This window comes from Sphingomonas sp. HDW15A, from assembly GCF_011301715.1.
Lineage (GTDB): Bacteria > Pseudomonadota > Alphaproteobacteria > Sphingomonadales > Sphingomonadaceae > Sphingomicrobium.
Genome location: NZ_CP049870.1, coordinates 828991 through 854053 on the forward strand (window position 1 = coordinate 828991; position 25063 = coordinate 854053).

At 59.5% G+C, this 25063-nt stretch carries 25 protein-coding genes and 2 pseudogenes; 11 read left to right on the forward strand and 16 right to left on the reverse strand.

Features of this window, described 5'->3' with window-relative positions:
- The first annotated feature begins 93 nt into the window (after window positions 1–93).
- From thiE to G7076_RS04355, 6 genes and pseudogenes are all read left to right on the forward strand, one after another.
- Window positions 94–764, forward strand: a pseudogene (thiE, locus tag G7076_RS04330) (thiamine phosphate synthase).
- Window positions 765–1042: 278 nt separating this feature from the next.
- On the forward strand, window positions 1043–1321 hold the full coding sequence (locus G7076_RS04335; protein WP_166200708.1) for an MbcA/ParS/Xre antitoxin family protein: 279 nt from the start codon (window positions 1043–1045) through the stop codon (window positions 1319–1321).
- A gap of 94 nt (window positions 1322–1415) precedes the next feature.
- Window positions 1416–1718 carry a hypothetical protein gene (locus G7076_RS04340; RefSeq protein ID WP_166200710.1) on the forward strand — a complete coding sequence of 101 codons (303 nt, stop codon included), beginning with the start codon at window positions 1416–1418 and terminating at the stop codon, window positions 1716–1718.
- A gap of 142 nt (window positions 1719–1860) precedes the next feature.
- Window positions 1861–2073, forward strand: a complete 213-nt coding sequence (locus G7076_RS04345) for a hypothetical protein (protein ID WP_166200712.1) — start codon at window positions 1861–1863, stop codon at window positions 2071–2073.
- 7 nt (window positions 2074–2080) lie between these two features.
- Entirely contained in the window at window positions 2081–2383 is a 303-nt protein-coding gene (locus G7076_RS04350; RefSeq protein ID WP_166200714.1) for an alkylphosphonate utilization protein, read from the forward strand.
- Window positions 2383–2679, forward strand: a complete 297-nt coding sequence (locus G7076_RS04355) for a DUF167 domain-containing protein (protein WP_166200716.1) — start codon at window positions 2383–2385, stop codon at window positions 2677–2679. Before G7076_RS04350 ends, G7076_RS04355 begins: the two co-directional genes overlap by 1 nt.
- Before the next feature lie 918 nt (window positions 2680–3597).
- On the opposite strand, the gene G7076_RS04360 is transcribed toward G7076_RS04355, so the two are convergent.
- Window positions 3598–3891, reverse strand: a complete 294-nt coding sequence (locus tag G7076_RS04360) for a PilZ domain-containing protein (RefSeq protein ID WP_346774105.1) — start codon at window positions 3889–3891, stop codon at window positions 3598–3600.
- A gap of 537 nt (window positions 3892–4428) precedes the next feature.
- Window positions 4429–6297 (reverse strand): ABC-F family ATP-binding cassette domain-containing protein, encoded by a 1869-nt coding sequence (locus G7076_RS04365; protein ID WP_166200720.1) that lies wholly within the window; start codon window positions 6295–6297, stop codon window positions 4429–4431.
- Window positions 6298–7206: 909 nt separating this feature from the next.
- Here G7076_RS04365 and G7076_RS04370 point away from each other — a divergent pair.
- Together G7076_RS04370 and G7076_RS04375 are read left to right on the forward strand one after the other, a co-directional pair.
- Complete coding sequence (locus G7076_RS04370; protein ID WP_166200722.1) at window positions 7207–8304, forward strand: adenylate/guanylate cyclase domain-containing protein; 1098 nt, start codon at window positions 7207–7209, stop codon at window positions 8302–8304.
- Between the two features lie 662 nt (window positions 8305–8966).
- Window positions 8967–10556, forward strand: coding sequence for an ATP-binding protein (locus G7076_RS04375; protein ID WP_166200724.1), 1590 nt, complete (start codon window positions 8967–8969; stop codon window positions 10554–10556).
- 74 nt (window positions 10557–10630) lie between these two features.
- On the opposite strand, the pseudogene G7076_RS04380 reads toward G7076_RS04375, so the two are convergent.
- Window positions 10631–11025, reverse strand: a pseudogene (locus G7076_RS04380) (acyl-CoA thioesterase).
- A 252-nt stretch (window positions 11026–11277) separates the two neighbouring features.
- Here G7076_RS04380 and G7076_RS04385 point away from each other — a divergent pair.
- A complete protein-coding gene (locus G7076_RS04385; protein ID WP_166200726.1) occupies window positions 11278–11733 on the forward strand; it encodes a hypothetical protein in 456 nt (151 codons plus the stop codon).
- A gap of 57 nt (window positions 11734–11790) precedes the next feature.
- Here the strand turns inward: G7076_RS04385 and G7076_RS04390 are convergent, their stop codons facing one another.
- The 4 genes from G7076_RS04390 to G7076_RS04400 form a co-directional block, all read right to left on the reverse strand.
- Window positions 11791–12477: an SIMPL domain-containing protein gene (locus G7076_RS04390; RefSeq protein WP_166200728.1), complete on the reverse strand. Its 687-nt coding sequence runs from the start codon at window positions 12475–12477 to the stop codon at window positions 11791–11793.
- Between the two features lie 234 nt (window positions 12478–12711).
- A complete protein-coding gene (locus tag G7076_RS04395; protein WP_166200730.1) occupies window positions 12712–12879 on the reverse strand; it encodes a hypothetical protein in 168 nt (55 codons plus the stop codon).
- An 18-nt stretch (window positions 12880–12897) separates the two neighbouring features.
- Window positions 12898–13401, reverse strand: coding sequence for an ATP-binding cassette domain-containing protein (locus G7076_RS12370; RefSeq protein WP_240913868.1), 504 nt, complete (start codon window positions 13399–13401; stop codon window positions 12898–12900).
- Between the two features lie 2 nt (window positions 13402–13403).
- Window positions 13404–14474, reverse strand: a complete 1071-nt coding sequence (locus tag G7076_RS04400) for an ATP-binding cassette domain-containing protein (protein WP_240913869.1) — start codon at window positions 14472–14474, stop codon at window positions 13404–13406.
- Between the two features lie 321 nt (window positions 14475–14795).
- Between G7076_RS04400 and G7076_RS04405 the strand changes: the two genes are divergently transcribed.
- Window positions 14796–15308 (forward strand): SgcJ/EcaC family oxidoreductase, encoded by a 513-nt coding sequence (locus G7076_RS04405; protein WP_166200732.1) that lies wholly within the window; start codon window positions 14796–14798, stop codon window positions 15306–15308.
- A gap of 399 nt (window positions 15309–15707) precedes the next feature.
- Complete coding sequence (locus G7076_RS04410) at window positions 15708–15995, forward strand: hypothetical protein (protein WP_166200734.1); 288 nt, start codon at window positions 15708–15710, stop codon at window positions 15993–15995.
- Between the two features lie 868 nt (window positions 15996–16863).
- Here G7076_RS04410 and G7076_RS04415 read toward each other — a convergent pair.
- From G7076_RS04415 to G7076_RS04455, 9 genes are all read right to left on the reverse strand, one after another.
- Window positions 16864–17601: a hypothetical protein gene (locus G7076_RS04415; RefSeq protein ID WP_166200736.1), complete on the reverse strand. Its 738-nt coding sequence runs from the start codon at window positions 17599–17601 to the stop codon at window positions 16864–16866.
- Window positions 17576–18997 carry an MBOAT family protein gene (locus G7076_RS04420; RefSeq protein WP_166200738.1) on the reverse strand — a complete coding sequence of 474 codons (1422 nt, stop codon included), beginning with the start codon at window positions 18995–18997 and terminating at the stop codon, window positions 17576–17578. The genes G7076_RS04415 and G7076_RS04420 overlap by 26 nt, the downstream gene beginning before the upstream one ends.
- A 264-nt stretch (window positions 18998–19261) precedes the next feature.
- A complete protein-coding gene (locus G7076_RS04425; RefSeq protein ID WP_166200740.1) occupies window positions 19262–19957 on the reverse strand; it encodes a tetratricopeptide repeat protein in 696 nt (231 codons plus the stop codon).
- Window positions 19906–21201: a toll/interleukin-1 receptor domain-containing protein gene (locus G7076_RS04430; RefSeq protein ID WP_166200742.1), complete on the reverse strand. Its 1296-nt coding sequence runs from the start codon at window positions 21199–21201 to the stop codon at window positions 19906–19908. Before G7076_RS04430 ends, G7076_RS04425 begins: the two co-directional genes overlap by 52 nt.
- A gap of 154 nt (window positions 21202–21355) precedes the next feature.
- A complete protein-coding gene (locus G7076_RS04435; protein ID WP_166200744.1) occupies window positions 21356–21526 on the reverse strand; it encodes a hypothetical protein in 171 nt (56 codons plus the stop codon).
- A gap of 494 nt (window positions 21527–22020) precedes the next feature.
- The gene (locus G7076_RS04440) at window positions 22021–22443 is read right to left on the reverse strand and encodes a hypothetical protein (RefSeq protein WP_166200746.1); all 423 of its coding nucleotides are present in this window, start codon (window positions 22441–22443) and stop codon (window positions 22021–22023) included.
- Window positions 22444–23148: 705 nt separating this feature from the next.
- Window positions 23149–23466, reverse strand: coding sequence for a MarR family transcriptional regulator (locus G7076_RS04445; protein WP_166200748.1), 318 nt, complete (start codon window positions 23464–23466; stop codon window positions 23149–23151).
- Window positions 23467–23845: 379 nt separating this feature from the next.
- Window positions 23846–24532, reverse strand: coding sequence for a hypothetical protein (locus G7076_RS04450; protein ID WP_166200750.1), 687 nt, complete (start codon window positions 24530–24532; stop codon window positions 23846–23848).
- Entirely contained in the window at window positions 24529–25029 is a 501-nt protein-coding gene (locus tag G7076_RS04455) for an RNA polymerase sigma factor (RefSeq protein ID WP_166200752.1), read from the reverse strand. The genes G7076_RS04450 and G7076_RS04455 overlap by 4 nt, the downstream gene beginning before the upstream one ends.
- Between the last annotated feature and the right edge of the window lie 34 nt (window positions 25030–25063).

Here is a 25063-nt window from a genome sequence, read left to right on the forward strand (position 1 = left end):
TCCTCCGCTTACAACGGACTATGGCAGAGGCGGTCATACGTAGCAGTCTTTTTCGCGGTGCGATTGCGGTGACGGCAAGCTATGGAGCGCCTCATGACCGACGACGACATGGATTACAGCGTGTTTCCGCCGCCTCCACGAACTGAGGCGTGCAAGCTTTATCTCATCAGCCCGCAAGATGTCGGTGGTTCCTTTCCGGATCGCCTGAGGGCCGCTTGCGAAGGGGGCCGGTGGCGGCCTTTCAGCTTCGCGCGAAAGAGGTCGACGAGCATGAGCTCGCGCGATTGGCCGATCCGTTGCAGCGCATATGTGCGGACCATGCGGTGGCTTTCATTGTCAATGACAGCATGAAACTTGCGAAGCGCATAGGTGCGGACGGAGTTCACCTTGGCCAGTCTGACGGGGACCCCAAAGAGGCCCGCGCATTGCTTGGCCCAGAGGCTCAGATTGGCCGCACGTGCCATGACAGCAGGCACTTGGCGATGGAAGCGGGCGAGGCCGGCTGCGACTATGTCGCGTTCGGGGCTTTTTATCCGACCACTACAAAGCCATCGAATTACCGGCCCGCACCAGGCCTTTTGAGCTGGTGGGCCAATATCGCAGAAATACCCAGCGTGGCGATTGGCGGAATCACCCCCGACAACGCGAAACCACTAATCGAGGCCGGCGCGGATTTCATTGCCGTTTGCCAGGCGGTTTGGGGCCAGGAGGATCCCGGGAGAGCCGTAGCGGCATTTGAGCGAGTCTTCAGCGATCTGAGCTGAGGCAAGACCTGATCGCTCTCTCCTTGCCGTGCAGGACTTTGATCGCTCGGAAAATCAAGGTTGTGGAAAAATGCCGTGTCCGCCGTCGTCAATCTGAGCGCCAGCCAAAGCCGAGCGAGAGTCAATTTTGGGTCGAAAGCCAACAAAAGCGGATCGCCTGCTAACGGCCACTGCCGGCCAGCTCCTATAAGCACGCCCAACGAGCGGAATCCTTCGACGTTTTCCGACTGGTAATTCCTGAACTGAGTGCAGACACTTGTCAGGGAAAGGAAATGTAAGTGACCGCAGAACAGCTAGACGAACTGATTAGCGAAATGACGCGCCGGCACCGGACGAGCGTCGAACAGCTCACGCGCATGCTCGCCACTGATGAGGGCTCCAATGTTTATGAGCTTGCGGCGAAAGTCGCTGGCCCCGGTGTCCGAGCTGCTGATTGGCTCACCACTGCTCAAATTGGCTTGGGTGGCGCCGTTCCCGCTGTCTTGGCTTTGGAAGCGGACGGTCGAGAGAGGGTAATGACCTTTCTCATGCAAATCGACCAAGGGGTCTTCGTCTAACCAATGGCCATCCAGCAACCTTGACGTCCGAATGCGGACAGTCTGGTTTCGGCCAATGCTCGCCAGAGCCTCCTAATTTAGTCAGAAGAAGCAAATGGCGACTGAAAAACTTCCTTCGCTTCAGGTATCGATCCCGGCAGGCTGGCGAAACCTGTATGATCAGCTGATTAAGGACCTCGCCGGCCTGGAGGATGGTCTGGCAGTTGCGCAGGCCGAGCAAAAATTCGCTGAGCTCAGGGTCTATCTCGCTCGCAGCACACCGGAGGCGAAGCGACTTATCGACATTGCCGCGATGGCTTCGCGCTCCACATGCGAAGAGTGTGGCGCGTTGGCGAGACGCCGGACAAATCGTCAAGGATATAGTCGTGCCTTGTGCGATCAGCACTGGGAAGACTAAACGTCCATGTCAGCGTCCGCTTCCAGTTCAGAGGTGTCCGCACAGCGAACATTCCGCTTTCGGCGAACTACGGCCCCGCTAAGGTACGGATGGACGGGCGGACCCTGCTACCAATAGTCTGGAGAGCAAGAGGAAGCACGCAATGGAAAAAAAGTCTTCACGCAAGGCAGAGCCAGCAGACGATCCCCTGAAGTCACCCAGGAAGCGTACGCCCCTTCGTGGTGAGTGGACTCACATCGAGGATGTCTTTGGCCTGCTGGAGCGGGAGGGACAGCGTACTGTCTCGATCGATGAGATGAACGAGGCGGTGGCTGAGCGGGCCGCCGAAGATGACGAACGCATCAAGAAGGGCTGAGACACCCATGGGCGACGATGATTATGTGTACGACGAGGAGAGCGGCGAGTGGGTGCCCGCGGCCCAGCTATTGCAGAAGCGTGGCGCCGCTGCCCAAATCGAAGTGCGCGATGCGGTCGGCAATATTCTTGCCGACGGTGACCAGGTAACTCTCATCAAGGATTTGGAGGTCAAGGGCGCAGGCCGGACACTCAAGCGCGGAACGCTGATCAAATCGATCCGGCTAACTGGCGATCCGCAGGAAATCGATTGCAAGTTCGAGGGCATCAAGGGTCTCGTCCTGCGAGCCGAGTTCGTCCGCAAACGCTGATGGCGAAGCGCAAGCTGCCACTGCCTGAGGCTGCCGAGGTCAGGGAACGTGTAGACGCGAAGGAGCTGATTGAGGTTCGCGTAACGCCGAATGCATCCGCTGACCAAGTGACCCTGCCGGAGGGCAATACAAAGGTGCTGACCATCCGCACCACTGCTTCGCCCGAGCATGGGAAAGCCAACGAAGCGGTCTTGCGCCTGCTCGCCAGGGTGCTCGATCTACCTGTGTCCTCGCTGGCCCTCGTGCGCGGGGCGACGAGCAGGAACAAGCTGGTCAAGATCGTCGAAGGGCCGTGACTGTTCGAGGCAGGGCAAGGAACCGCCGCTTGCCGCGCTAAGTGCTGACGGGCAGTTTGCGACGTTCGGATCGCTATCTTGCTAGAGTCAGTATTCGCCCACTGCGGAAGTTAGCTGAATGAGAAGGCTTCATGCGCCGGAAGTTGTTGCTCCTCGGCGGTCTATTTCTTGGGAGGCGGTGGGGGCGGCCGCGACTTCAAGTCTTTCCCAGTCGGAGCACTCCATTCAGTGATTATCCGGCGCGAGGGCACGCTGCCCGCGCTTACGTCAGGCTTTGTCCGTACAGTCTCTGCTGCGGGCTTGGAATTCGTAGTGGTCTGGGCGTTTTGTTGCGCAAGAACCGGAGTGGCAAAGAGCATTGCGGGAAGCACAACGCGCGCGCGTAGGTTCTTCATAGGCGCGTTCCTTCAGGTTGATGGACCGAAGCAACTATGAGTCGCCGCTAGCGACGGCGGACAGCAAACATCTACTACTGTTCTGGGTGGAAAGCCATTGCCGCGTCAGCCTTCCAACCAAAGCTGACTGTACGAAAGACCTGGCTTTCAACTTCTCCCCGCAATCAACAAGCGCCCATGTTCACGAATCGTTCTGGTCGTTGTACGCAGTCGGAATGTCCACCAAGCACGTCCGCACAGTTGCTGATCTCGTCCGCTTTGGATGCGGCCTGAAGGTTGAATGCGGGAACTGCGGCGCTGCCAAGAGCCTGGACGGCTATCAGGTGGGCAGCATGGTCGGAGCCGGCCCCTAGTTACGGCGCAGGCCCGGTTCAAATGCAGTCGGTGCGGCGCCAAGGCCGCTCGACTTACCGTACTCCTACCAATCTAGAGCCAGTTCTGGGTGAAAGCTGAATCTAGCTCCGCTAGGAAGCTGTCTTCAATCCCGGAAAAGAAATCGACCTTTTTGGGTGGCTGCGGATCACTAGAGAGGCGCAGTGAAATTCAGGCCGATCCTGCCGTCGCGGATCCAGCGCACATAGCCGCAGACTGGCTTGCGATCTAATATCTCAAGCCGCACGCGCTCGCCGATGTTCGGTGTTTCCGCAAAGCCGACCATTGCGCCCGACGGGGACAGGTTCAAAAGATCCACTGGCCTCCTGGTGCCGCGATATTCGAGAACGGCGTGCTCGGCAGACGGTACAATCCGCTCCTCCGACCGCTGATCGAATGTGCGTCTAATAGATCTTGGGATCATATCCCCAGTGAGACTGAACATCGCTGCCACGCTAGACCCCAACAAGCTGTGCCATGTGGGCAATCTAACATAGCTTGCTTAAAGAATTGTTGGCGTATTCAGTAGCAGACGCTGGCGCCGAATTTGAGGGAATCGGTGTCCCTTAATTCGACGAAGTAACGGCTACTTCCTGAAATCTTGCCGGTCCGTAGTTGCTGCCTGAGCCTTTAGATTGGCGCGGCATTCAGCGAGCAACTCCTGGCAGCGAGCAAGGCTCTTCGTTACTTCAGCGTTCACCTGTGCGAGGCTACCTGATTCTTTACTATCGTGCTGTTTTTGCATGAAAAAATAATCGCCTGTCACCAAGGCGTTAACCATCTCGAAGTCTAGCGGTTCCAGACCCCCAACCTAGCTGAGTGTGCATGGACACCTAAAGACGTTCGCTCCATTCCAGGAGAAGCGGGAAGGGTTTACCGTGCGAAACGATCGCTGCGCTTACCACCCCACAGAAGGCTGTGCGTGGACAGGCCTACAGAGCACGGGGCAGACGAGGGCGAGGATGAGGCGGCCATTTGTTGACTAGGCGGCGAGGCTTCCCAGCTGCTCGCTCGCTTCCAGCCAGCGGGCTTCGGCGAGTGCCAACTCGGCCCCGAGCTTCGCTCGGCGCTGCGAGAGCTCGGTCATTGGCAGCAATGCGAGGTCGGGCTCTGCACCCGCCGGATCGAACATTGCCCGGTCGATTGCCGAACATTGCGCAGCGAGGCGCGCACTTTCTGCTTCCGCATCCGATGCGGCTTTTTTCAGCGCGCTGGCTTCGTTACGCGAGTTGGCGGCGGCCCTGCGATCTGATTTGACGACCTTCCGCTTCGCTTGCGCCTTGGGCTGGTTTCGACCGAGGACGAAGTCGATGTAGTCGTCGATGCTGCCCGGATAGTCGACGGCGGCTCCGTTCTCGACCAGCACGAGCCGGTCCGCGGTCAGTTCGACCATGTGGCGGTCATGGCTGATGAGGATGACCGCGCCGTCGTAATCGTTCAGCGCCTGGACGAGCGCTTCGCGAGCATCCACGTCGAGGTGGTTAGTTGGCTCGTCGAGAATCAGCAGGTGCGGCGCATCCCGCGTGATCAGGGCGAGCGCGAGGCGCGCCCTCTCTCCGCCGGAAAGCTTGCTTGCCGCGGTCGTCGCCTTGTCGCCCGAAAATCCGAAGCGTCCAAGCTGCGCGCGCACGGCACCGGGCGTCTGACCTTTCATCGCGCGGTTCATGTGCTGCAATGGGGTGTCGTCACCATGCAGTTCCTCGACTTGATACTGGGTGAAGTAGCCTACGCGCATCTTACTTGACGCGTTGATAGCGCCCTCCATTGGCGCAAGCTGCGCGGCAAGCAGACGGGCCAGCGTGGTCTTGCCGTTGCCGTTTCGACCGAGCAGCGCGATCCGGTCGTCCGGATCGATCCGCAAGTTCAGCGAGCGCAGTACAGGATTTGCTTCCCCGTAGCCGACGGCTGCCATCTCGAGAGTGATCAGCGGGGGCTTGAGCTCGGTCGGGCTGGGAAAGGCGAAACTCAGGCTGGGATCCTCCGCCATCGCTGCGATGGGCTGCATCCGCGCCAGCATCTTGGCACGGGACTGAGCCTGCTTCGCTGTCGAGGCGCGAGCACTGTTTCTGGCAATATAGTCCTGCAGACGCGCCCGCTGCGCATCTTGCGATGCCTTGGCGGCGGCAAGCTGCGCCGCTCTCTCGGCCCGCTGCCGTTCGAAGTCATCGTAGCCGCCCGCGTACAGCGTGATCTTACCTCGATCGAGGTGAAGGATCGTGTCGACCACGTTGTTCAGCAGGTCGCGTTCGTGACTAATCACGATCAACGTCCCCCCGAAGGACTTGAGGAAGTTTTCAAGCCAGAGGGTGGCTTCGAGATCCAGGTGGTTGGACGGCTCGTCCAGCAGCAGGATATCGGGCTCGGAGAACAGCAAAGCCGCGAGTGCCACGCGCATCTTCCAGCCACCGGAGTAACTGTCCAGCGGACGGCCCTGCATCTCGTCATCGAACCCGAGACCGAGCAGGATCCGGGAAGCCCGAGCGGGCGCACCATAAGCATCGATCGCCAGCAGGCGGTCATGGATGTCGCCCAGCCGATGCATATCGGCGCAGGTCTCCGCCTCCGCCATCAGCGTTGCCCTTTCGACGTCCGCGGCAAGAACGGTGTCGAACGGCGTGGAGTCACCGCTAGGCGCTTCCTGAGCGATATAGCCGAGCCTTGTCCGGCGGGGCATCTCGATGGTGCCTTCGTCCGCTTCGAGTTGGCCAATGATGACTTTCATCATGGTCGACTTGCCCGCGCCGTTACGACCAATCAGGCCGACGCGGCTGCGCGGCCGGATTGCAGCGCTCGCGCGGTCGAGGATTGTGCGTCCGCCAAGGCGCACCGTGATACCGTTGATTTTGAGCATGGCTGACCGCTTAACAGCCGATCGTGGCGAACCCAAGACGCTTTAGCGAGCGCCTAAGCTCGGCAGCTTAGGTTCAAATATCTGCCTTTGGGCGATTTCGGACTCCAGCAGCCTAGCGGCAGCGTGGGTGGAAAACCTCCGCGCGAGCAGTATCGAACTTCCGACATTACCCGTCTCGTCCGGGGCTCATGTCATCGCGGATGAACGACTGTTCAGCAACATTGGTCTGAGACCAACGTCTGCAATGGGTCGAAAGCTGACATTGACTGGAAGCGCGGCCAATTCGAAGTTGCCTGAATGGTCCGCGCGTTTCTCCCATTAGTCGCGATGTTCGGGCTGAGCGGTAGCTCCGATTTCTTCAAGCTCCAATTAGATTACCGAGAGCAGGTAGGCGCCATTACGGTCTCGGCCTTCAACGAGGGATTCTTTAGATCAACTCCGGTTTCCATCTGTTCCGAACGAGTTGTAGTCGAAGAGCTAACAAGCGCGGGACCTATGACAGTCTGGAGTCAGACTCTTGACGCAGAGGGCTGCATGCCGCGCCATCGATGGTTTTTCATTCCGAGGCAAAAAGACGGCACACCGCTGTACAGCCGACGACCCGAACGAGCGATCGGCGTCAGTATCTTCGCGCGTGATGGCGCGTACGCGAGTAGCGGTTGGAAAACTCTCTAACGTCCGCAATGGGTCGAAAGCTGACATTGGTGGACAATGTTGCCATGTCTTCCAGCGCGGGACATCGGCGTTGATCCTCGCCTCGCTCCTCGAGGAGGCGTCATGCGTGGTTTTCGTGATGAATTGTTGGATTGGGCAACTGCCGAAGCAATTGCTTGCAAGTCCGTTCCCTCACTCCTCAACAGCTATTGCCGTTTCCTTTGCGGGCAGGACTTCGCCATCAGGCGCTGCAACATGACGACCGCCACAATTCACCCGCTGATGCACAATTCGCGTCACGTCTGGTTCGACCGCGCAACGGACCCTGGCCCGCTCAATCCGGACGTGATCGTCGCGCGGCGGCAATATGCCTTCGGGGAATCGCAGATCGACGAAGTCTATTTGAACGCTGCGGCCTCCAATAATCCACAGTTCACGGCATCGCCATTCTTCGTGATCGAACAACAGGGCGAGCTTCATGAGAAGATTCGCGGTCCTGGCGAAGCGCAACGTTTTCCGGTCTTCGATGATCTCGGAGCGCTTGGCTGCAGCGACTATTACGGGTCCACTCTGGCGAACTATTCCGGATTGCGTCAGATCATCGGCCTGGCGACCGATCGCCCGGGAGGCTTTGGCAAGCCGGGAGTGGGCGAACTCAAAGTGAGCCTGCGCTTGCTGAGCTTATTGCTCAACACGGTAATTGAATCTGACATCAAGAAGACTCTAGCCAAGGTCTATTTGGGAGAGGATCCCGGGCAACGCGTGTGTGCGGGTATGATCCATCGCGGCGAGGTGGTCTCGATTGAAGCGGCAGTATGGTTTTCCGACCTTCGCAACTTCACGGCTTCGGGTGAGGAGTTGGCTCCCGAAAAGCTCGTTGAGCGGCTAAACGACTATTTCGAGATCGTCGCTCGTGCGATCCACGACGCCGGGGGAGAGATACTCAAATACATCGGCGATGCCGTGCTGGCCATTTTCCCTGTTCGAGAGGAGTTGGGAGTCGAGGGAGCTTGTCTGGCCGCAGTGCGCGCATTGGAAGACGCGACCGAACGGCTCGAGTCCTGGAACGCCCGCGCACAAGAGCTTGGCGAGCCGAGACTGGCCCATGGGGTCGGACTCCACATTGGAACGACCAGCTATGGCAATATTGGGTCGGCTGAGCGGCTCGACTTTACGGTCATCGGCCGAACCGTGAATATTGCCTCCCGGATTGAGTCCCAGTGCAGCTCTTTGGGCGCGGTTGCACTGTGCAGCCGTGAGTTCCTTGAGCAGGCGGGCATTTCGGCACTTTCAGTTGGCGCGTTCACTCTCAAGGGAGTCACTGGCCAAGTCGAGCTTCACGCGTTGCGATGAGCTCAATCCTTGTATTGGCAGCTCCAGCCACGCCTACTTAGGATTGAGCCGAGGCGAACCTGAGATAGGAAGTCCTCCATCGCTGCCACGACACTGTCCTGGCGACCTAATCGGAGCGTAGCGTCTGTTTCTGGCCAACTCGCCCAGACGAAGCCATCACGCGAGCTGAGGACGACTTCTTTTACTGTCTCCCGATCCTCCGGAATTTTGCCATTGTCGGCGGATCCATTCATGGCTTGAGCCTTCCGCGGTTCGTTCAATCCGACCTTACCGATCGACGCAACCCACCGGCTAACCCTCACTATGTTGATCTGACGATCAGCAAAATAGGGAGCAATCCCTAGTTAGCCGTAGGCGATTGCGCGCAAGTCTAAAGCGACTTGTTGGCCATGCATCTAGAACAAAGAAGTTCGTCTAGCGGCCGCTCCCATTGGATGACGAAATTTCGGTCTGGATAGGATGGGCATTCCGGATGCCAATGCCAAAGATCGTTTTTGCGATCACCCACCGGAGCACGGCGGTACTCAACCATGACGGTTACCCCCAATGCGGCACGCTCAGGCATACGCGCCACTCCCCTAGGTTTATAACAAGAATTACATTAACCTGCGAGCGGGCTGAGCATCAGTGAGTATTCGCCTCGGCACAGACGGGAGCGTTGCGTGGCGCAAGAAAAGCTGGGGCTCTTTGATACGCCGCCGGACCGTACGGAAATCCGTGTCGCCCTAGCCATTCTCGCATGTGTGTTGGTAATCGTCCTGACTGCGATACCAGTACAGAATGCCTTTGTGGGCCCGATACCCGGGGTTGTTCCAGCTCTGGTCACGGGGATGTTGGTCTGCGACCTAATCAGCGCCGCCATCCTATACACCCAAGCTCTCGTCTTTCGCTCGCGCTCGCTCACCGTGCTGGCGTCGGGCTATGTCATCAGCGGATTGCTACTCATCCCGTGGGCTCTCAGCTTCCCGGGCGCGTTTTCCGAATCTGGATTGCTTGGCGCGCAAGTCAACACGACGGGATGGCTCGCGACATTCTGGCGGCTCTCGGTCCCCGTTGCCATCTTCTTTTATGCATTGCTCAAGCGCGCGGACGCGGTCGGCAGCCTCGCGGCAGAACGGTCGCCTGCGAAGGTTTTCGAAGGGCTGCTCTTTTCAGTCGCCACCACCATTCTACTCACGCTATTGACTACTCTGGGGCATGATCTGCTGCCCTCATTCTTTGTCGATCAGAGCTCGGTCATCCGATCGACGCTGGTAACTGTAAACGTCGTGGTGATCCTCTGGGCAATCGCGGCCGCGGGCATGCTTTTACGGCAACAGATGTCCGTGCTCGACCTGTGGTTGCTGGTCGCATTATCCGCATGGCTCGGACAGTCGCTTCTGAACATGCTGCTAACGTCGCGATTTACGTTCGGCGCCTACGTTTTCCTGGGTCTCACGCTTGTCTCGAACCTCGTCGTGATGCTGGCCCTGATCACCGAGTCAAATCGCCTTTACGCGCGGCTCGCCCTTTCGACGGCAGCGCGAAGGCGAGAACGTGAAGCACGGTTGATGTCTATGGACGCGGTCACGGCCGCCATTTCTCATGAGGCCGGACAGCCACTAACCGCTGCATCGCTGGAGGCGTCGGCCGCCCTTAGTTGGCTCACTCAGCCGCAGCCCGACGTTACTAGAGCGATCACATCACTACGCGCGATCGGCGATGCCAATAAACGCACCTTCGAGGTCATCAAGAGCGTCCGGGCGATGTTCGCCAAGGGTGCCGGAGGAGTAACGGAATTTAACCTCAACCACTTGGTTCGCGAAACTGCGCATTTGCTAGACCGGGAGATCACCGCGGCAAAGATCTCGCTGGCCTTGGCACTGCATAAAGAGTTGCCGCTTGTACAAGCTGACCGTGTCCAGATTCAGAGGGTCTTAGTGAACCTGATAACGAACGCGATTGAGGCATTCGGGACGACCATGACTGGGCCGAACAAGAGGGCCTCGCGCGAATCTCGCGTAATCGGCATCCGTACGAAGGAAGTGGATGGTGCCTGTGTGTTGGTAGAGGTTGGTGATAATGGGCCTGGGTTAGCAGTTGATGAGGTAGAGCGGATTTTTGATCCGTTCGTCACGACCAAAGCCAGCGGCACCGGCTTGGGCTTATCGCTATGTAAAACGATTGTTGAAGATCACGGCGGACGACTTTGGGCGTCGAATGGCGAAAAGTATGGAGCGGTCTTCCATCTCACGTTGCCGCGCAATGGTTGAGGGTAACACGAGCGCCGAGCCGCATTAGGGGCACGTAAAAGGCTCGGGTCTACGGCTAATGTTCGCCCCGCCGTTCACCCTTGGGCCGTCTGACCTCCGCCAGCGACTGGACGCGGGCGAGCCTGGTCATCGATGGCGACAAAGGTGAATAGTCCTTCGGTCACCTTGCGCCGGATTGCGCCGCTGTCCCGCCAAGCCATCACATCAATCCGAACCTTCATCGAGGTTCTGCCTACGCTTTCGACTTCCGCATAAACCGAGATGAGATCGCGAAGATGGATCGGCTCAATAAATTCCATCCGGTCGATCGCAATCGTCGCCACCGGTCCGCCCGAGTGATGTCGGGCAATTATACCGGCCGCCTTGTCCATCTGGCTCAAGACCCAGCCCCGAAGATGTGGCCATTCGCGTTGATATCGCCAGGTCCCGGCATCAGGCGCAGGATTGGTTCGCGACGGATTTCGTTCATGAGCGACCTTTCCGAGCTTGCCTGGCTTGATGGAGACCTAGGCTTCCCCGACTGTGCGGTTAGCTGCAATGGGTCGAAACCCGGACGTCAACCTATCGTAGCAATGCGCCAAAAGCTGACATGGCAGCTTTGGGTCGAGAGCTGAACACGACAGGCTTGGTCGGAGGCGGGGGCAGGAAAAGCGACCTCGAATCAATGAATTGACTTACGGAGCAAATAACTCGACTTGTGGTCGCGTCGCTTGGGGGCAGTATGGATCGTATCGCGTTGCATGTGGCGTTAGCCGCGTCCGTCCTGCTTCAGGGCTGTTCGTCAAAACCGAGGAATTTCACGCCGACACTGGCTGTGCCGCCGTCGAGCGAGGCGTCGTTCGACCAGACGTCGTTCGATCGTGCTTATGCCGAGTGTAATTCGCTGCTCGTCGAGGGCAAGCTCGACGATACTGGCCGGCTATCCTCCGCCGCTGGTGGTGCAGCTGCAACTGGCGCAACCGCGGCCGTTGGCGGCGCTACTGCAGCCGCGGTCGCGGGTTACGGCGGCCTGGCTGTCGCCGCGGCAACCATCGTGCTGTTGCCGGTCGCGGCAATCGGCGGAGCGATCGGCATGTCGAAGATGAAACGGGCAAAAAAGGAACGAGCCATCAAGGCCAAAATGGCGGGGTGCCTTGGGGAGCGCGGATTTGTGGTCGCAAAGTGGGTCAAAAACTGAACCGCTATTGCGGACCTTCCGCAGCGCAGAGTGTCTGTGTTCGGCCGGTATCAGACTCTAGCGTTCCATCCGGTAAAGCATGTTGAGCTGCACGCCGGTTTCAAGCTGACCGGGCGCTACAATTCCACCTCGTTCAGGGGCCGGGGGCGGAGGCGGGGGCGGCGGCGGCGCGCTGGCGTTTACAATCCGGCTTCCGGTAACAACGATGTCGGTTCCCCTGTACGAAACTCCCTCTTCGACCGACAGAAGTCGCACCCTGGTGAAGCCATTGTTGCGCGCATATTCGGTTGCCTCGGCTTCCCCTCGCGCCATTGCCCGTAAACGGGCTTCACGCCGCAAGGGCGACGGGTCGGCAATGGCAAAGGTTGGACCGTAGATTGTGTCGGCTCCCGCAGCAGTTAAGCTGTCGAGAAGCCCAGTGACCGCGTCTAAGTCCCGCGTCTTGATCTGTACCGAATTGCCGGCGACATATCCGACGAGGACCTGACGCCCGTCGCGTCCCGAAGTCCCTTGTTCCCAGCGATAGTCGGCGGAAAGCTGAATACCTTGAGTTTGAATGTCTCGCTCGCGGATGCCGGCCGAGCGGATCGCCGCCAACAGCCGCTCAGTCTTTACCTTATTGGCCGCTACCGCTTCCTTCGCTGTCGTCGCCTTCGCAGTGGTTCCTACTGTGAGGCTCGCCTCATCAGGCGGGGTGCGAAGGTTTTCTGCAATACTGACCCGGACGAGCGGCGTGTTCGCCATTTCGGAGATGCTCGCGCTTGGAAAGGTCTGCGCAAGGGAGGGCGCGGCTGCGAGCGCTAACCCGAGACATGACAGAGAAAGAGAAAGGCGCATGGATAACCCCAGAACATGGAACCGATAAGCCCAGGTGACTGGCATCGCCGGAATGAACCTAAGTTGACCTTCCAAGGAGCTGACAGTTTTAAGGTCAGGAATAGTGCGGCTGGAGTCAGCAACGGTCGAAACTTTATCTCTTCAGGGCAGGATCTCGGTGCCGTCCCAGGCCAAGCAGCGGCCGGTCTGCAGCGGGGTCAGCCGGCCGATGACATTCAGCAGGTGCGACGCCGATTCCTCAGCCGAGAAGAGCCGGCCAGCGGGTTCGCCCTTCTGAAACGGCTTGCTTAATGCCGTCTCTGCGAGCACGAAACGGCTGCTTAAAAACTAGCTCAGGCTAAGCTCCGCACCGATCCCGATCCGCTGGAGGAACGCGCGATCGTGACTGACCACTACCAGGGCGCCGTCGTAGTCCGCGAGCGCGCTCTCCAGTTCCTCGATGCTGGTCACGTCCATGTGGTTCGTGGGCTCGTCTAGCAACAACAGTTGCGGCGGTCGGGCGGCGCCCATCACGCACGCTAGGCCTGCCCTCAATCGTTCCCCGCCGCTGAGCGAGGAGGCAGTACGCAGCGCATCCCGATTGCGAAACGCGAAACGCGCGAGCACCCTATAGGCGTCGTGGTCGGAGAGCAGCGGTTGGAGCTGTTTTAGATTCTCGATCAGGGTTCGGTCGTCGCAGAGCAGGCCGACATGTTGGTCGAGGTAGGCGTAAGGCACTAGGACCCGTGCCTCGCCTTCGGTCGGCGGGAGCGAACCGCTGATCAGCTTCAGGAGGCTGCTCTTGCCTGCGCCGTTAGGACCGGAGATGGCGATGCGTTCGGGTCCCGTCATCGTCAAGCTGAGTGGGCCGAACAGGCGTTTGCCGCCTGACGTGAGCACCACTTGATTGAGCGACAGCACGGTTCGACTGGCGGGTAGCTCCGATGGCGGAAGCGAAAAGGATAACGGCGTAACGCGTTCGAGCCCGGCTTGAGCGGCTTCGCGAGCCTCATTAGCCTCGCTGATAGCACGGGCGGCAAGCCGCTCGGAGCGACCCGCTGTCGCCTCAGCACGCCTCTTCGCGAGACCCATTGAGATCTTCGGGCACTGCCACTGGCGGCATAGTTACGGCCATCTGAGTCCCGGCGCGCCTGCCGCTCACGAGCAGACTGGGCGGCTCGATTTGCTGCGCGGTAGCCCGACTCCGCACGTTGGGCTGCCTGTTCTGCTCTATCGCGGGCAGCATCGCGAGCTGCCTCGTAAGCAGACCAACCCCCTCCAGTCACACGGACGCCAATTGGCGAAATCTCGAGAATCCGGTCCATCTGCTCCAGCAATGCGCGATCATGGCTCGCGACCAGCGCACCTCCACGCCAGCTGGCTAGCATCGCCGAGACGGCTTGCCGGCCCTGCGCATCAAGATCGTTAGTCGGCTCGTCGAGAAGGATCAGGTCGGGCTCTTCTAATAGAAGTCTTGCGAGGGCGAGCCGCATCCGTTCACCGCCGCTGAAGGTCGAAAGGTCTCGATCAAGCCCTTCTGAAACGAGGCCGACTTTCTCCATTGCCTCATGCACCCGGCCAGGCAAGCCCCAGTCAGCTCGCGCAAAATCCTCCGCAGTCCCTTGTCCGCGCTCAATCCGCTCCAGAACAGTCATCGGTTGCGCCACTCCAAGCAGATCCGCTGCGCAGCCTTTGGCCTCGCCGGAGAGCTGATGCAGTGATCCTATCCTGCCGGTAACAGCGATGGACCCCGACCTAGGCTTCGCTTCCCCAGCGATCGCCTTTAGGAGCGTCGATTTGCCGGCACCGTTCCGCCCGACAACTCCTACGCGCTCGCGTCCGAGCGCCAGCGTCAAATCGGAGAAAAGGAGGCGTCCGTCAGGCGAGGAGAGTGAAACAGCGTCGAGAGTGAGTAATGCAGACATGGGAAACCCGGAACGGAATTGGAGAGCAAGTTGGCGCGGCTCCGATCCTGGTTCATGTCTTCCTCCTTAACGTGGCCGGCGTGCCTACCGGGAGCGATCTGGCGAGGCAAGGCCGTGTGGGTACGAAGCCAAGGTTAGTGTCCACAGAAATCTCAGTCCTACCTTTGCTCGAATTTTCGTGTGCGTTGCCGCCGCGCAGGAACCGGCCTTGGCTCCCGGTCGAGCGCTAACACCGCTGGACTGGGCCGAAAGCAGACATCAGCAAGTTGGCGCGGGACACCGTGCGTGTGCTAAGATTAAGAATAATCAGGGGAGGGGCCAATGACGAAATCGTTACTCCTACTTTCTGTCGCGGCGTTGCTGCTGCCGGCATGCCAACCAGGTGACAAGCCGGCAGACAACACAGCCCAAGTGAACAGTAAGGTTGTTGTCGACACTGGGACGGAGGAAAAGGCAATCCGTGGGCAGGTCGATCGTTGGCTCCAGCTCGTGAAAGCCAAGGATGCTGCACGCATTGCGGAGCTATACACCGAGGACGGCGCCGTGATGCCACCCAATGCTCCGATCAGCAAAGGTCGCGCCGCGATACAGCAAACTTGGGCATCCATGATGAGCACGCCCGGGTTTGATCTAACGATCGATCCCGAACAGATCGTGCTGTCATCTTCCGGTGACATGGCGCTCGATCGAGGAACTTACCAGCTGACGATTGCGCCATCAGGGAAGGCGCAAAAAGACACAGGAAAGTATGTGGTGGTATGGCGGAAGATCGGCAACGAATGGAAAGCGACTGCTGACATCTTCAACAGCGATGTGCCGCCAGCTGCAGGCTAACTTGTCGTCGCCCAGCGCGTTCCGCTTAGGCCGGCTTCGCTGATTGCTCGCCCGTACCTGTGAGCAGACGCCAACAGAATGCGGCTTTGGTCGAAATCTGACCCTAACCAAGGCTGACTGGCAGATCCGGACCAGACACAGGTTCGATGGGACATGTCGCGCCCAGCAAGCCATCCCGCAATTGAGACATTCCCCTGTGTTATTGCGGGCATCGCCGACCTTAGACCGCGCTTAGAGGCCTTCACGTTCGTGTTCTTTCCATGTGCGGCTGCATCGAGCAGGCTGACAATTCCGGCACGCTGGAACGGCGGCGGCGATGATCAAATCGACCAAGCGGGCCTGCCGCTCCCATTCATGCGTTGATGCGCTGATAGGGTGGGGTTCATAAAGGAATTTCAGATGTTTAAGCTTCTTCTCGCCGCGGGCGCCGCGTCGCTCGCGCTTGCTGCTCCGGCCGCGGCTGACCCGGGCAAGAGCAAGGGCCATGGTAAGAGCCAGGCCAAGCAGGGTCAGATGGTTCACAAGAGCCAGACCAACCAGGGCCGGATGGTTCACAAGAGCGACGCCAATTACGCCAAGAACACTCGCCGGGTGTATGACGGCCATGCGGCGGGAAATTACTGGGGAACCGCTCGTGCCCGCCAGGCCTCGCCAAAAAGAACAACGGCTGCCTGCCACCGGGTATAGCGAAGCAGAGCTTTAACGTCGGCGATCGCTGGAACGGCAATTACGGACTTTGGAATTACGACCAGGTCCCGCTCGATTGGCGAACGCAGTACGGGCTGGATGCTGATAACCGCTATTATTACCGAAACGGCTATCTTTACAGCGTCGACCCGCAAACTCGGTTAGTCGAGAGCGTCATCCAGGCGCTTATCCACTAAGCTGGCGTGCCGGACTGCAACCGGCTGGGGCAGTTTTTCAAACTGTTTGTTGCGTCAGAAATTCTACGTTAACGTACCTTGCCGGATCCCGCATCCGGTAACTTCCGGGAGCCCGCCGTGACAACCTTCGCCACGGCGGGCTTTCGGTATCGACTTAGCGTTACCACGCCCACTCAAAGGCATTTTCCGACCATTGACAGGTCGCGGCCGGGGCTTTCAGCGGGACGCAATCTTCGTGGGCACGCAGTCAGACCGGCTCAGCGGTCGCGGAGCAGAAACGAGCAGCGATATTCGCGGCGTCAATTCCGACAGGCGGCGCACATATGAATCGGTGAAGACCGTGGCGCATGCGCGGTTAAGATGTGACCATTCCGGTAACGTGAGATTCTGGGCCTGCGGCAGATCATCCGCATGGACCCCGACACTGCGGGTGTTACGCAGCAACCGGTCCCAACCTGCCGCCTTTGGCACCTGCGCTTCTTCATTCACTCTCAGCTCGGGGGCCGACGGTGGACGAACGAAGACCACGTCCCCGCCGCGGGCCCTGATCTTATCAACCGCCGCCTTGGCTCGTGCATGCCCCTTGGCCATGAGTTGCGGGGTGTAGGGATATTTCTCCTTAAACCCTTTCCACGCCCACCGTGTGCGCGCTCGATATTCGGGGTCATATTCTACGCGGGCCACAACCAGGTTGCGCGGTTCTCGCCCACTTCCGACACTTTCCAGATGTCGTGTTTAGGCCCTTCGACGCCATCGCGAAAATCAGGGTCCAGCCGGTGAGCGACGACGCTGAGACGGTGATTTGAATCGAGAAATGCAAGCCTTCTCTGCAATGCATGGTCGATTTCAATTCCAACGCGGCCGGACGGGGAGGTGAAGTCCCCGCGACGCCTTACATATTCGCCGTAGCCATCGAACGGCTGGAAGAACATCGTGTCGGCGAGGCCTACGATCAGTAGTCCCCGGAAGTTTTCGTTGCTCGCGGCATCCTCCAGCAAAGTGAGTGCGCTCGTGCCATGGATCGCAAGCTGGACCGGTCGAATTCCGGTGAGCGCCTCAAATCGATCGAGGTCGGTGTCAAAGAGGATGCGTGAATCGCCGACGATCGCGACCTGCGCAGTATCCGAACGGATCCGCTCTTTGACCCAGGCAACTTCGCTGTTGTCGAGATCACCTGCATTCAATCCGATGCGCCGGGCATTGGCTTCAAGCGCGGCCACGCTCGCCGACAACACGATGACTACCGAGAGGAGAATTCGCCCCCACGGTTGTTTGGGAACGTCGCGGGTCGGGACCGGCTGCGCCTGGCCCGGGCGGTCTGACGCCGTCAGGCGAAGTCCAGCTGGCAGCGCGCCCTCGCGCTCGACGATGCCTTTGGGGGGATCAGAACTGGAAGTAGATGAAGGCACTGCCTTTCCCCTGTTCGGCGACAATCGCGACCGCCATGACCGAAAGAAGCGCCCCGATCAGCCATGCGGGGGTGCGCTCGACCGCGAGCTCCAGTGTCTTGTCCCGCATCGCCCAATGGGTTCCGACGATTCCACCGACTATCACCAACGCATAAATCATCGGCAGCAGCGCGATCATCGGAACGGGGTTGCCGGCGACCCCGGCCATTGATGTCAGCATGTTTGACGCGACCGTGAAGTCTTTCGCTCGAAAGAAAACCCAGGTGATGTTCACCAGTAGGTAGGTGAGTATCCCCAACGCGAAGATCGATGCCGGTCCAGGCTTCCAGCCGGAAAACTGGCCGCGGAGCCAGCGCTCCACGGCAAGGTAGAGACCGTGGAGTCCGCCCCACACCACGAATGTCCATGCGGCCCCGTGCCATAACCCTCCTAGGAGCATCGTTCCCATTAGGGCAGTGTAGGTTCGCGCAGGACCGTGCCGGTTACCTCCGAGTGGGATGTAGAGGTAGTCACGCAGCCAACTCGACAACGTGATGTGCCATCGTCGCCAAAAGTCCGAAAAGCCGACGGCAGCGTAGGGGAAGCGGAAATTGTCGGGCATTGCGAAGCCCAGCGCCATCGCCACGCCGATCGCGGTTGTCGAATAGCCTGCGAAGTCGCAGAAAATCTGGCCGCTGAATGCCAGCGTTGCCACCCAGGCATCGAGCATCGTCGGCACGCCCTCGCGCGCGTCGTAGACCTTCTCGACCACCGGCGCCAAAAAGCCGTCGGCGAGAACGACCTTTTGGAAAAGGCCAAGGATGATCAGCGCGAAGCCAAAATAGAGCTGGTGTGCGGTCGCGCGGCGGGCCTCCGCGAACTGCGGAACGAGCTCCGTCGGGCGCATGATTGGGCCGGCGACGAGGTGAGGGAAGAAGGTGACGAACAATGCATAGTCGAGGAAGTGCTTGGCCGGCTTTGCTCGGCGCAGGTACACATCGAGGGTGTAGGAAAGGGTAGCGAAGGTGTAGAAACTGATGCCGACCGGAAGGACGATATTCCATTCTGGTGGACGGTATTCGATGCCGAGCGACGCGGCGACGGACACGAAATTCTGCAGCAGGAACTCGCCATACTTGAAGTAGCCGAGCATGCCGAGATTGACGACGACCGAGATGATCATCCAGGTCCGCCGAGTGGCTTGCCGCGTCGAGCGCACCATCCATTGTGCCGCCCACCAGTCGACCACAGTCGACACCCAGAGCAGGATTACGAAGGGTGGGTTCCAGGCCGCGTAGAATAGATAGGACGCCAGCAGCAGGTTGATCTTCTTCTGGTGCCAGGAGAAGATTCGCGAATAGTGCAACGCCAGGACGGCGGCGAAAAACACGACAAAAGTGAGCGAATTGAAGATCATAGCCCGTTACCGGGCCGCTTAGGTAATTCACCCATGGGATACAGCCTCCACCCAAAGCTGTACGCGTTACCGGTGCGCGGAACTCAGCGGCACCTCAAGCCCCCAGCGAAACCGAGGGTCTCGCTATCGTTGGTCACAATACGGCAATGTCGTTCCGAAACAATCCATCGCTTCGATCCGGAACGGGTTGAGGCTCCTCCAGCAATTGAGGCTGGTCTTTTATCGAGACCGGATTGAGCAGGTCGGACAGCATGCCGGCGTCGTTTAGGGAACAGTCGTTCCGCCGGTGATCGGAGAAAGGACTTTCACCGACCGCCATTTGGCCGCTTCAACGCGGCAATTGTAAGGTAAGTCGGGATCAGCGCAGAAGTCCGGCCAGTGGCCTGTTCGTTGCCAAACGTCGACAAGGCCGATGCGCTTGGCAAACCACATGAAGCGCGGGTCGGCCCGAACTTTGGAGAAATACGGTCGAAACAGGATGTCGAGATTTGCGCTGACGGAGTCGGCGGCGATGTCATCCTCGAGGGCCTCGTATATTTCATCGACACGGCCGAAGGTCGCGAGCGTCGATACGTAAGCCGGGGAGTTGACCGGATCCTGGCGAAATCGCGCCCGGTAGTCCTTGATCGCCGCCTCGACCTTACCGGGCGAAGGATTGGCCCGTGCACGAAGATAAGGAAGATAGAGGTTAAGATCGGTATTCCCGCTGGTTACCGAGTGACGAATATATTCTTCGGCAGCTTTCGGATCGCCAAAGCGCAGGTCCAGCCGAAACCGGGCGTCGGCGAGCTGCTTGGAACCAGGCCACGACTTTTCCGCTTCGGAAAGGGCGCCGTACGCGGATTGAATTTTGCCGCTATAAGCGAGAGCGCTGATGTGGGCGTCGAGCAGGCCCGGAGAGAGAGGGTTTAATTCCTTCGCGCGGGCGTATTCCGCAATCGCTTCTCGTAATCGTCCCAACGATTGCAGGGCGTTCCCGCGGGTCGCTCGAAGCAAGGCGGAATCCTGGTTCTTCGCGATTGCCGCGTCCATGATCCGCAGGACCTCTGCTTCCTTCGCTGCCCCGACGGTCTCATGATGGCAACCGCCACTGCGGTTTCAGGAAGATCGGGTCCGAATTGCAGCGCCTTGTCCCGCGCAGATCTGCCAGCCTCGATCAAAGCCCGCTGGTCGCTTGGCAAAGCAGTGGGGACGTTCCAAGCGATGACCATCGCGAGATTTGCCCAACCAGGTCCGAACCGGGGCTCTCGCTCGGTCAGCTGGCGGAAAACCGCAATGGCCTCAGAATCGGAACCAAGGCTGCACCCGCGAAGATAAAGGGAGAGAGATTGCGGACTGACAGTTCGGCGAAGGTCGCCCAGTTCGGCAAGGCAGCTAAGCACCCCGCCGATTTGAGCCGAGACTTGTTGGCGCAGGTCGACGGCTTGACCGCCAGGCTCATCGATCACGCTACTCCAGAGCAAGCCAGGGGTACCGAGGAGAGTGATTGCAACGTCGGCCCGTAAGTCTTTGCCCGTTCCTGACTCCCCGACTTCCACGCGGAACTCGGCCTTGGCCTTACTGTCCATTGGATCGACGATGGTGAGCGAGCCAATCGGCCCAGCGCGCAGCCGGCCCAGGTCGCGCGCCACGGAACGCGCGAGTTCGGTCGATCGCGCATCGTTCAAGCTGGATGGTACGACTGCAATTGTGTGCGTCTCGCTGGGAGATCTAAAGAGCCAAGCAGCGGCGATTGCTAGCGCAATGAGGAAGGCTGCGAGGACGAGCAGGCTGCGGCTTACGGCTGGGCTCGAGCGGGCCAGATCCGTCTGAACATGCATGGCGTCCGTGTCGCCGAGGCGCTTCGCGATTGCGGCCACGAGTGGAGCGGTCGATTGCCGCGAGCGCGTCAACGGGACGGCCTGGTATTGCCGGAAGCCTAAGGGCGGCTCGACCGGCTCGATCAGTACCGGCAATAGTCGGCCGCTGTCGCGGCCGGTGGCAGCTTCGTCACGCACCCAGTCGGAGCCGACGGAATGTTTCGACCAAAGCACAACCACCAGTTCAGCTTCGGCGAGCGCGGTGTCGATGGCACTGGAAAAGCTGGAACCAGCGTCGATATGCCGATCCCACCAGACTTCGTGACCCACTTTTTCGATGACCGATGCAATGCGCTCGGCTCGCCTGCTATCCTCGCGTGCGTAACTGAGGAAAATCTTGGCCATGCGCCCCCGCTGGTAGGCGAGGATGCGCCAATCGGATGCGACCAGCAAGCGCTAGGTTGTCCATGACGGACGGCTCTTGCGGGGCCGCTACGGCCATTCCATTGAGCTGGGAACGGCATTGTTTCGGGGAAAACTCGCGTTTGAGCGCGCCTCTTCAAACGATCGCGCCGACCCTCTCGCCGTCGCGCAAGACGTCGCAAATCGGGCAGTCGCGGTCTTCCGCCGCCTGGCGAATGGCCTCCGCGTCCGAACTCGCCAAGATGTCCTTTCTCTTGACCACGATGCCATCAATCTTGGCCAATTTATTGATACGGTAGTGCTTCATGGAAATCCTTCTTCGCGCATGAATGCAGACGACCCGTTACGGTTCCGACACGTGTGCCGCGGCAATCAATGAGATCTCAACCCAAAGCTGTCTGAGCGCGCCTGCTTCCGTGCAGCACTGCAGAAATCGCGGCTGGAGGTCTCAGCGAGCAACTCGCCATCCTCGGGACGATGTGAACGTGGGAGAATGATCGGATTTCAGTGCGGCTTACGGCGAACGAGGTGGTGGAGCCCCAACTGTACGGGATGCTCCAATCCTGCCACGGCCATCATTTCCGCGGTCGGCTCTGGTTTGAACGGCAAGTCGCGCGAAATCTGGGGGCGCCTCAGGCCAGAGTACTGACATGATTTAAGCCCGGCTAAACTCAGGAGCCCGGGCCTGAAAAAGAGGCCCCGTCATCAACTGGCGGAGCCTCTTCTAGTATAGGAAATTTGGACTTTGATTATCGCGCCGCCCCTTCGGCGGCACGTTAAGCAGGCAGTCGTCCGCCGTGATCAGGCAGGGCTGACTGGCACGAAGTCGTTGCCGTCATCGTCGTCATCCTGAAGGCCGAACAATAGCGCCCAAGCAGCTAGGCCGGAGATGACAAGCAGAGCGGGCAGAATGGCGTTGTTGCCGACCGCCACCATCGGCGAGCGCGGCGGAAGCTCCTGGCCGACTGGAGCAACCGTTTCGACGACCGGAAGGACACAACCGGGGGCAGGAGCCTGGGCTGCTGCGGCAACTCCAGCGGCAGCTGCGGGCGCGGCATTTCCGCACAGTGCAGCGGCCGATGCCGGAGAGCCAAAGGCGCTCATTACGGCGAACGGGTTTACCTGGGCTGGCGCCGAGGTCGCAGCGGCGCTCATCGTTGGATAAGCCGCCAGGCTGACGGAAAGTCCGAGAGCGGCGAGAGTTCTTCCAGACTTTGACAACATGACTGTACTCCGCACTGGAACCTCAGTTGAGGCTCGTTAGAACACGACGATCGACACCGTCTGCCCGATAAATGATTGTGACTCGATTACTTTTACCTGCATCCCGGTTGAAAAACTAGGCCGCATATCCCGTGGTCACTCACCTCGTCGCAAATTTTGGTCGGCGTGGAGGGCGGGGCGTGATGTCTCAATGTCCTGCCCTCGACTGACCAGCGAGTTTTGACCGCACTCGATAAATTTTCAGGAGCTCGGTTTCGGGGGAGGCGCCACCGACAATCTGCGCAACTTCTGAAGGGGACAGCTTGAAGCGCCGAAGTGTCGGAGTCTCCCAGTCACGCTGATGGCTGGTGGACCGCTGAGCAGCGCGCATGTGCCGAACCTCCTCGATTGTGGATTCGGCTACGGCAGATTGCACAGGGGCATCCGCCCAGCAAACGTATTTAATTCCGAAACGGAATGAACGTTTACTTCCCGATAATATCCCGAAGTCGACAAATGGCGCGATCAATATGAGCGCCGATGTCGGCTGGCGCATCGGTAGCATCCAGCTTGTCTAATGCGTCCTGAAGTGACTTAGCCACTTCTTTCAACGTGTTGATGTGTGCCTCGCGGCCCCCCGAATACGCCATAATACTGTAACTCCCGAGACGCTCGCTGTTTACCAAGCGTTAAATAGAAGTCCAATCAGTATTATTCCGTATTCGACTAAACGCGGGACAAGGTTTCGGCGGCAGCTTGCAGATAGTCGTTCATCTTGGTAACGCCCTTCGGCGTGATGCTCACCAGCAGCGATCGTCGGTCTACCGTGTTCTTGCGGCGTTCGACGAGGCCAGCCCGTTCGATGTGGTCCAGCCAGCGGAGCGCAGTGGTCACCGGTACTCGGGATTCATAACATGCATCGGAGACCTTGAGACGGTATCCCCGGCCATGAGCGATGTAGGCTGCCAGGAGCATGTCCCAGCCGGCTTCTCCGAAAAGGTGGGGCTCGAAGAATTTGCTCCGCTCATCGCGTGTGGCCTGCATGTTCATGGCCTGGCGAAGGAGTTCAGGTGGAATGTCCGGGCTGACGTGACCGGAACGGGAATCTGACGGCGCATCTAGATTGCCGCCTTCTGTGGGAGTGTTATTCCAGTCCGACAAAGTCACCTCGAACAATCAGACGGCCGCAGGCCGTCGGCATGGCCGAGCAACGCCTCTCATACCTGGGAAGGTCCCAGGAAGGAACCGATGGCTCCATTTTGAACCAGTTACTGCGCCATTCAGCAGGCTGCCTTGACCGTCTTCACGCCGAATCTGCAAGCCTAAACTCCGGTTCGTCCGCCACGGTGATGCAACGCCTCTTTCCCAGCATGACACCACCAACGCCGTCGAATTGAATGATCGCTCTAGAAGTTTCCACGGGTCAGCGCGGCTGCCAGTCTTCATCACGTGCTTTGCGCTCCTGGACCGCATCAAACGGCTCGCCTTCAATCATCCCGCTGACGCTCTCGGCGATCCGTGGGTCTGTTCCAGCCGCCATGCGATAGTCACCATGCTGACCCTCGGTCGGCCCGACCATAGTCTTGAGATCCCAAGTTCCGCCGTCATTGCAGGCCAGGCCGCTCGAAGCGAGATCGGAGAAGGTCCGGCAAATGCGCCCCTGCTTGTCACGGAACGTGAGGCCGATGCGCACACCGCCGGCCTCTGGTTGGCTGGCGAGACCTTCATCGAGGACTGATGCGAGACGGGGCGAGGCGACAAGTCGACCATTTTCCTGGGCCACCGGCGATTCAGCCCCGCGATCGAGTTGGCCGCCGAGTACGATCCCAAGGACGAGCGTCGCGGCAAGCGCTGCAGCTTGTTGCCACCATTGAGGCGTTGTTCGACGCTGACGAACCTCGTCGAGACTTACGACGTTCGATCGCGGCAGCTCCAGCGGCGTTTCGGCCAATGAGCGGAAGGCATCCTGCAGCTTTGCAGTCATCGCCCGGTGGCTTTCCGCCTGGCGACGAAGTGCCGGGTTGGATGCTACCAGGCGCTCCACCTCCAAAGCTTCCTCTGACGGAAGCTCACCGTCGAGCCACGCGAAGAATTTCCGGTCATCAATCATTTTGAGAAGCCCCCGAGCATGGCGAGTAATGCCGTCCGTCCGCGGACGAGTCGGCTGGAGATCGTGCCTATTGGAAGATCAAGCATCTCGGCAGCTTCGCGGTAGCCGAAACCCTCGATCAGAATCAGCGAAACGACTTCCCGCTGTTCGGCCGGCAAGCGTTGCAAGGCTGCCATGGCCTGGCTCAGCTCCAGCTTGGTGTCGGCCGTAGCTGAAGGATCGGGCAAATGGATCGCCTCCTCCGCGGGCGCCTCGCGTTTGGTGCGTCTGGACTGTATCCGACCGGCATCGATCCAAAGATTGCGCAGAATGCGATAGCACCAGCTGTCGAGCCTCGTACCTTCTTGCCACTGGTCGCGAGAGCGCAACGCACGTTCCGCCGCTTGTTGCACGAGGTCGTCGGCTTCCGAGGGGCTGCGACATAAGGAATAGGCGAAACGCCGCAGCCTTGGCAGCAGCGCAACCAGCTCGTCCTCGAACGCGTTCGTATGGTCCATTGGCCCTCATGTGGATGAAACGACGCGTCGCCAC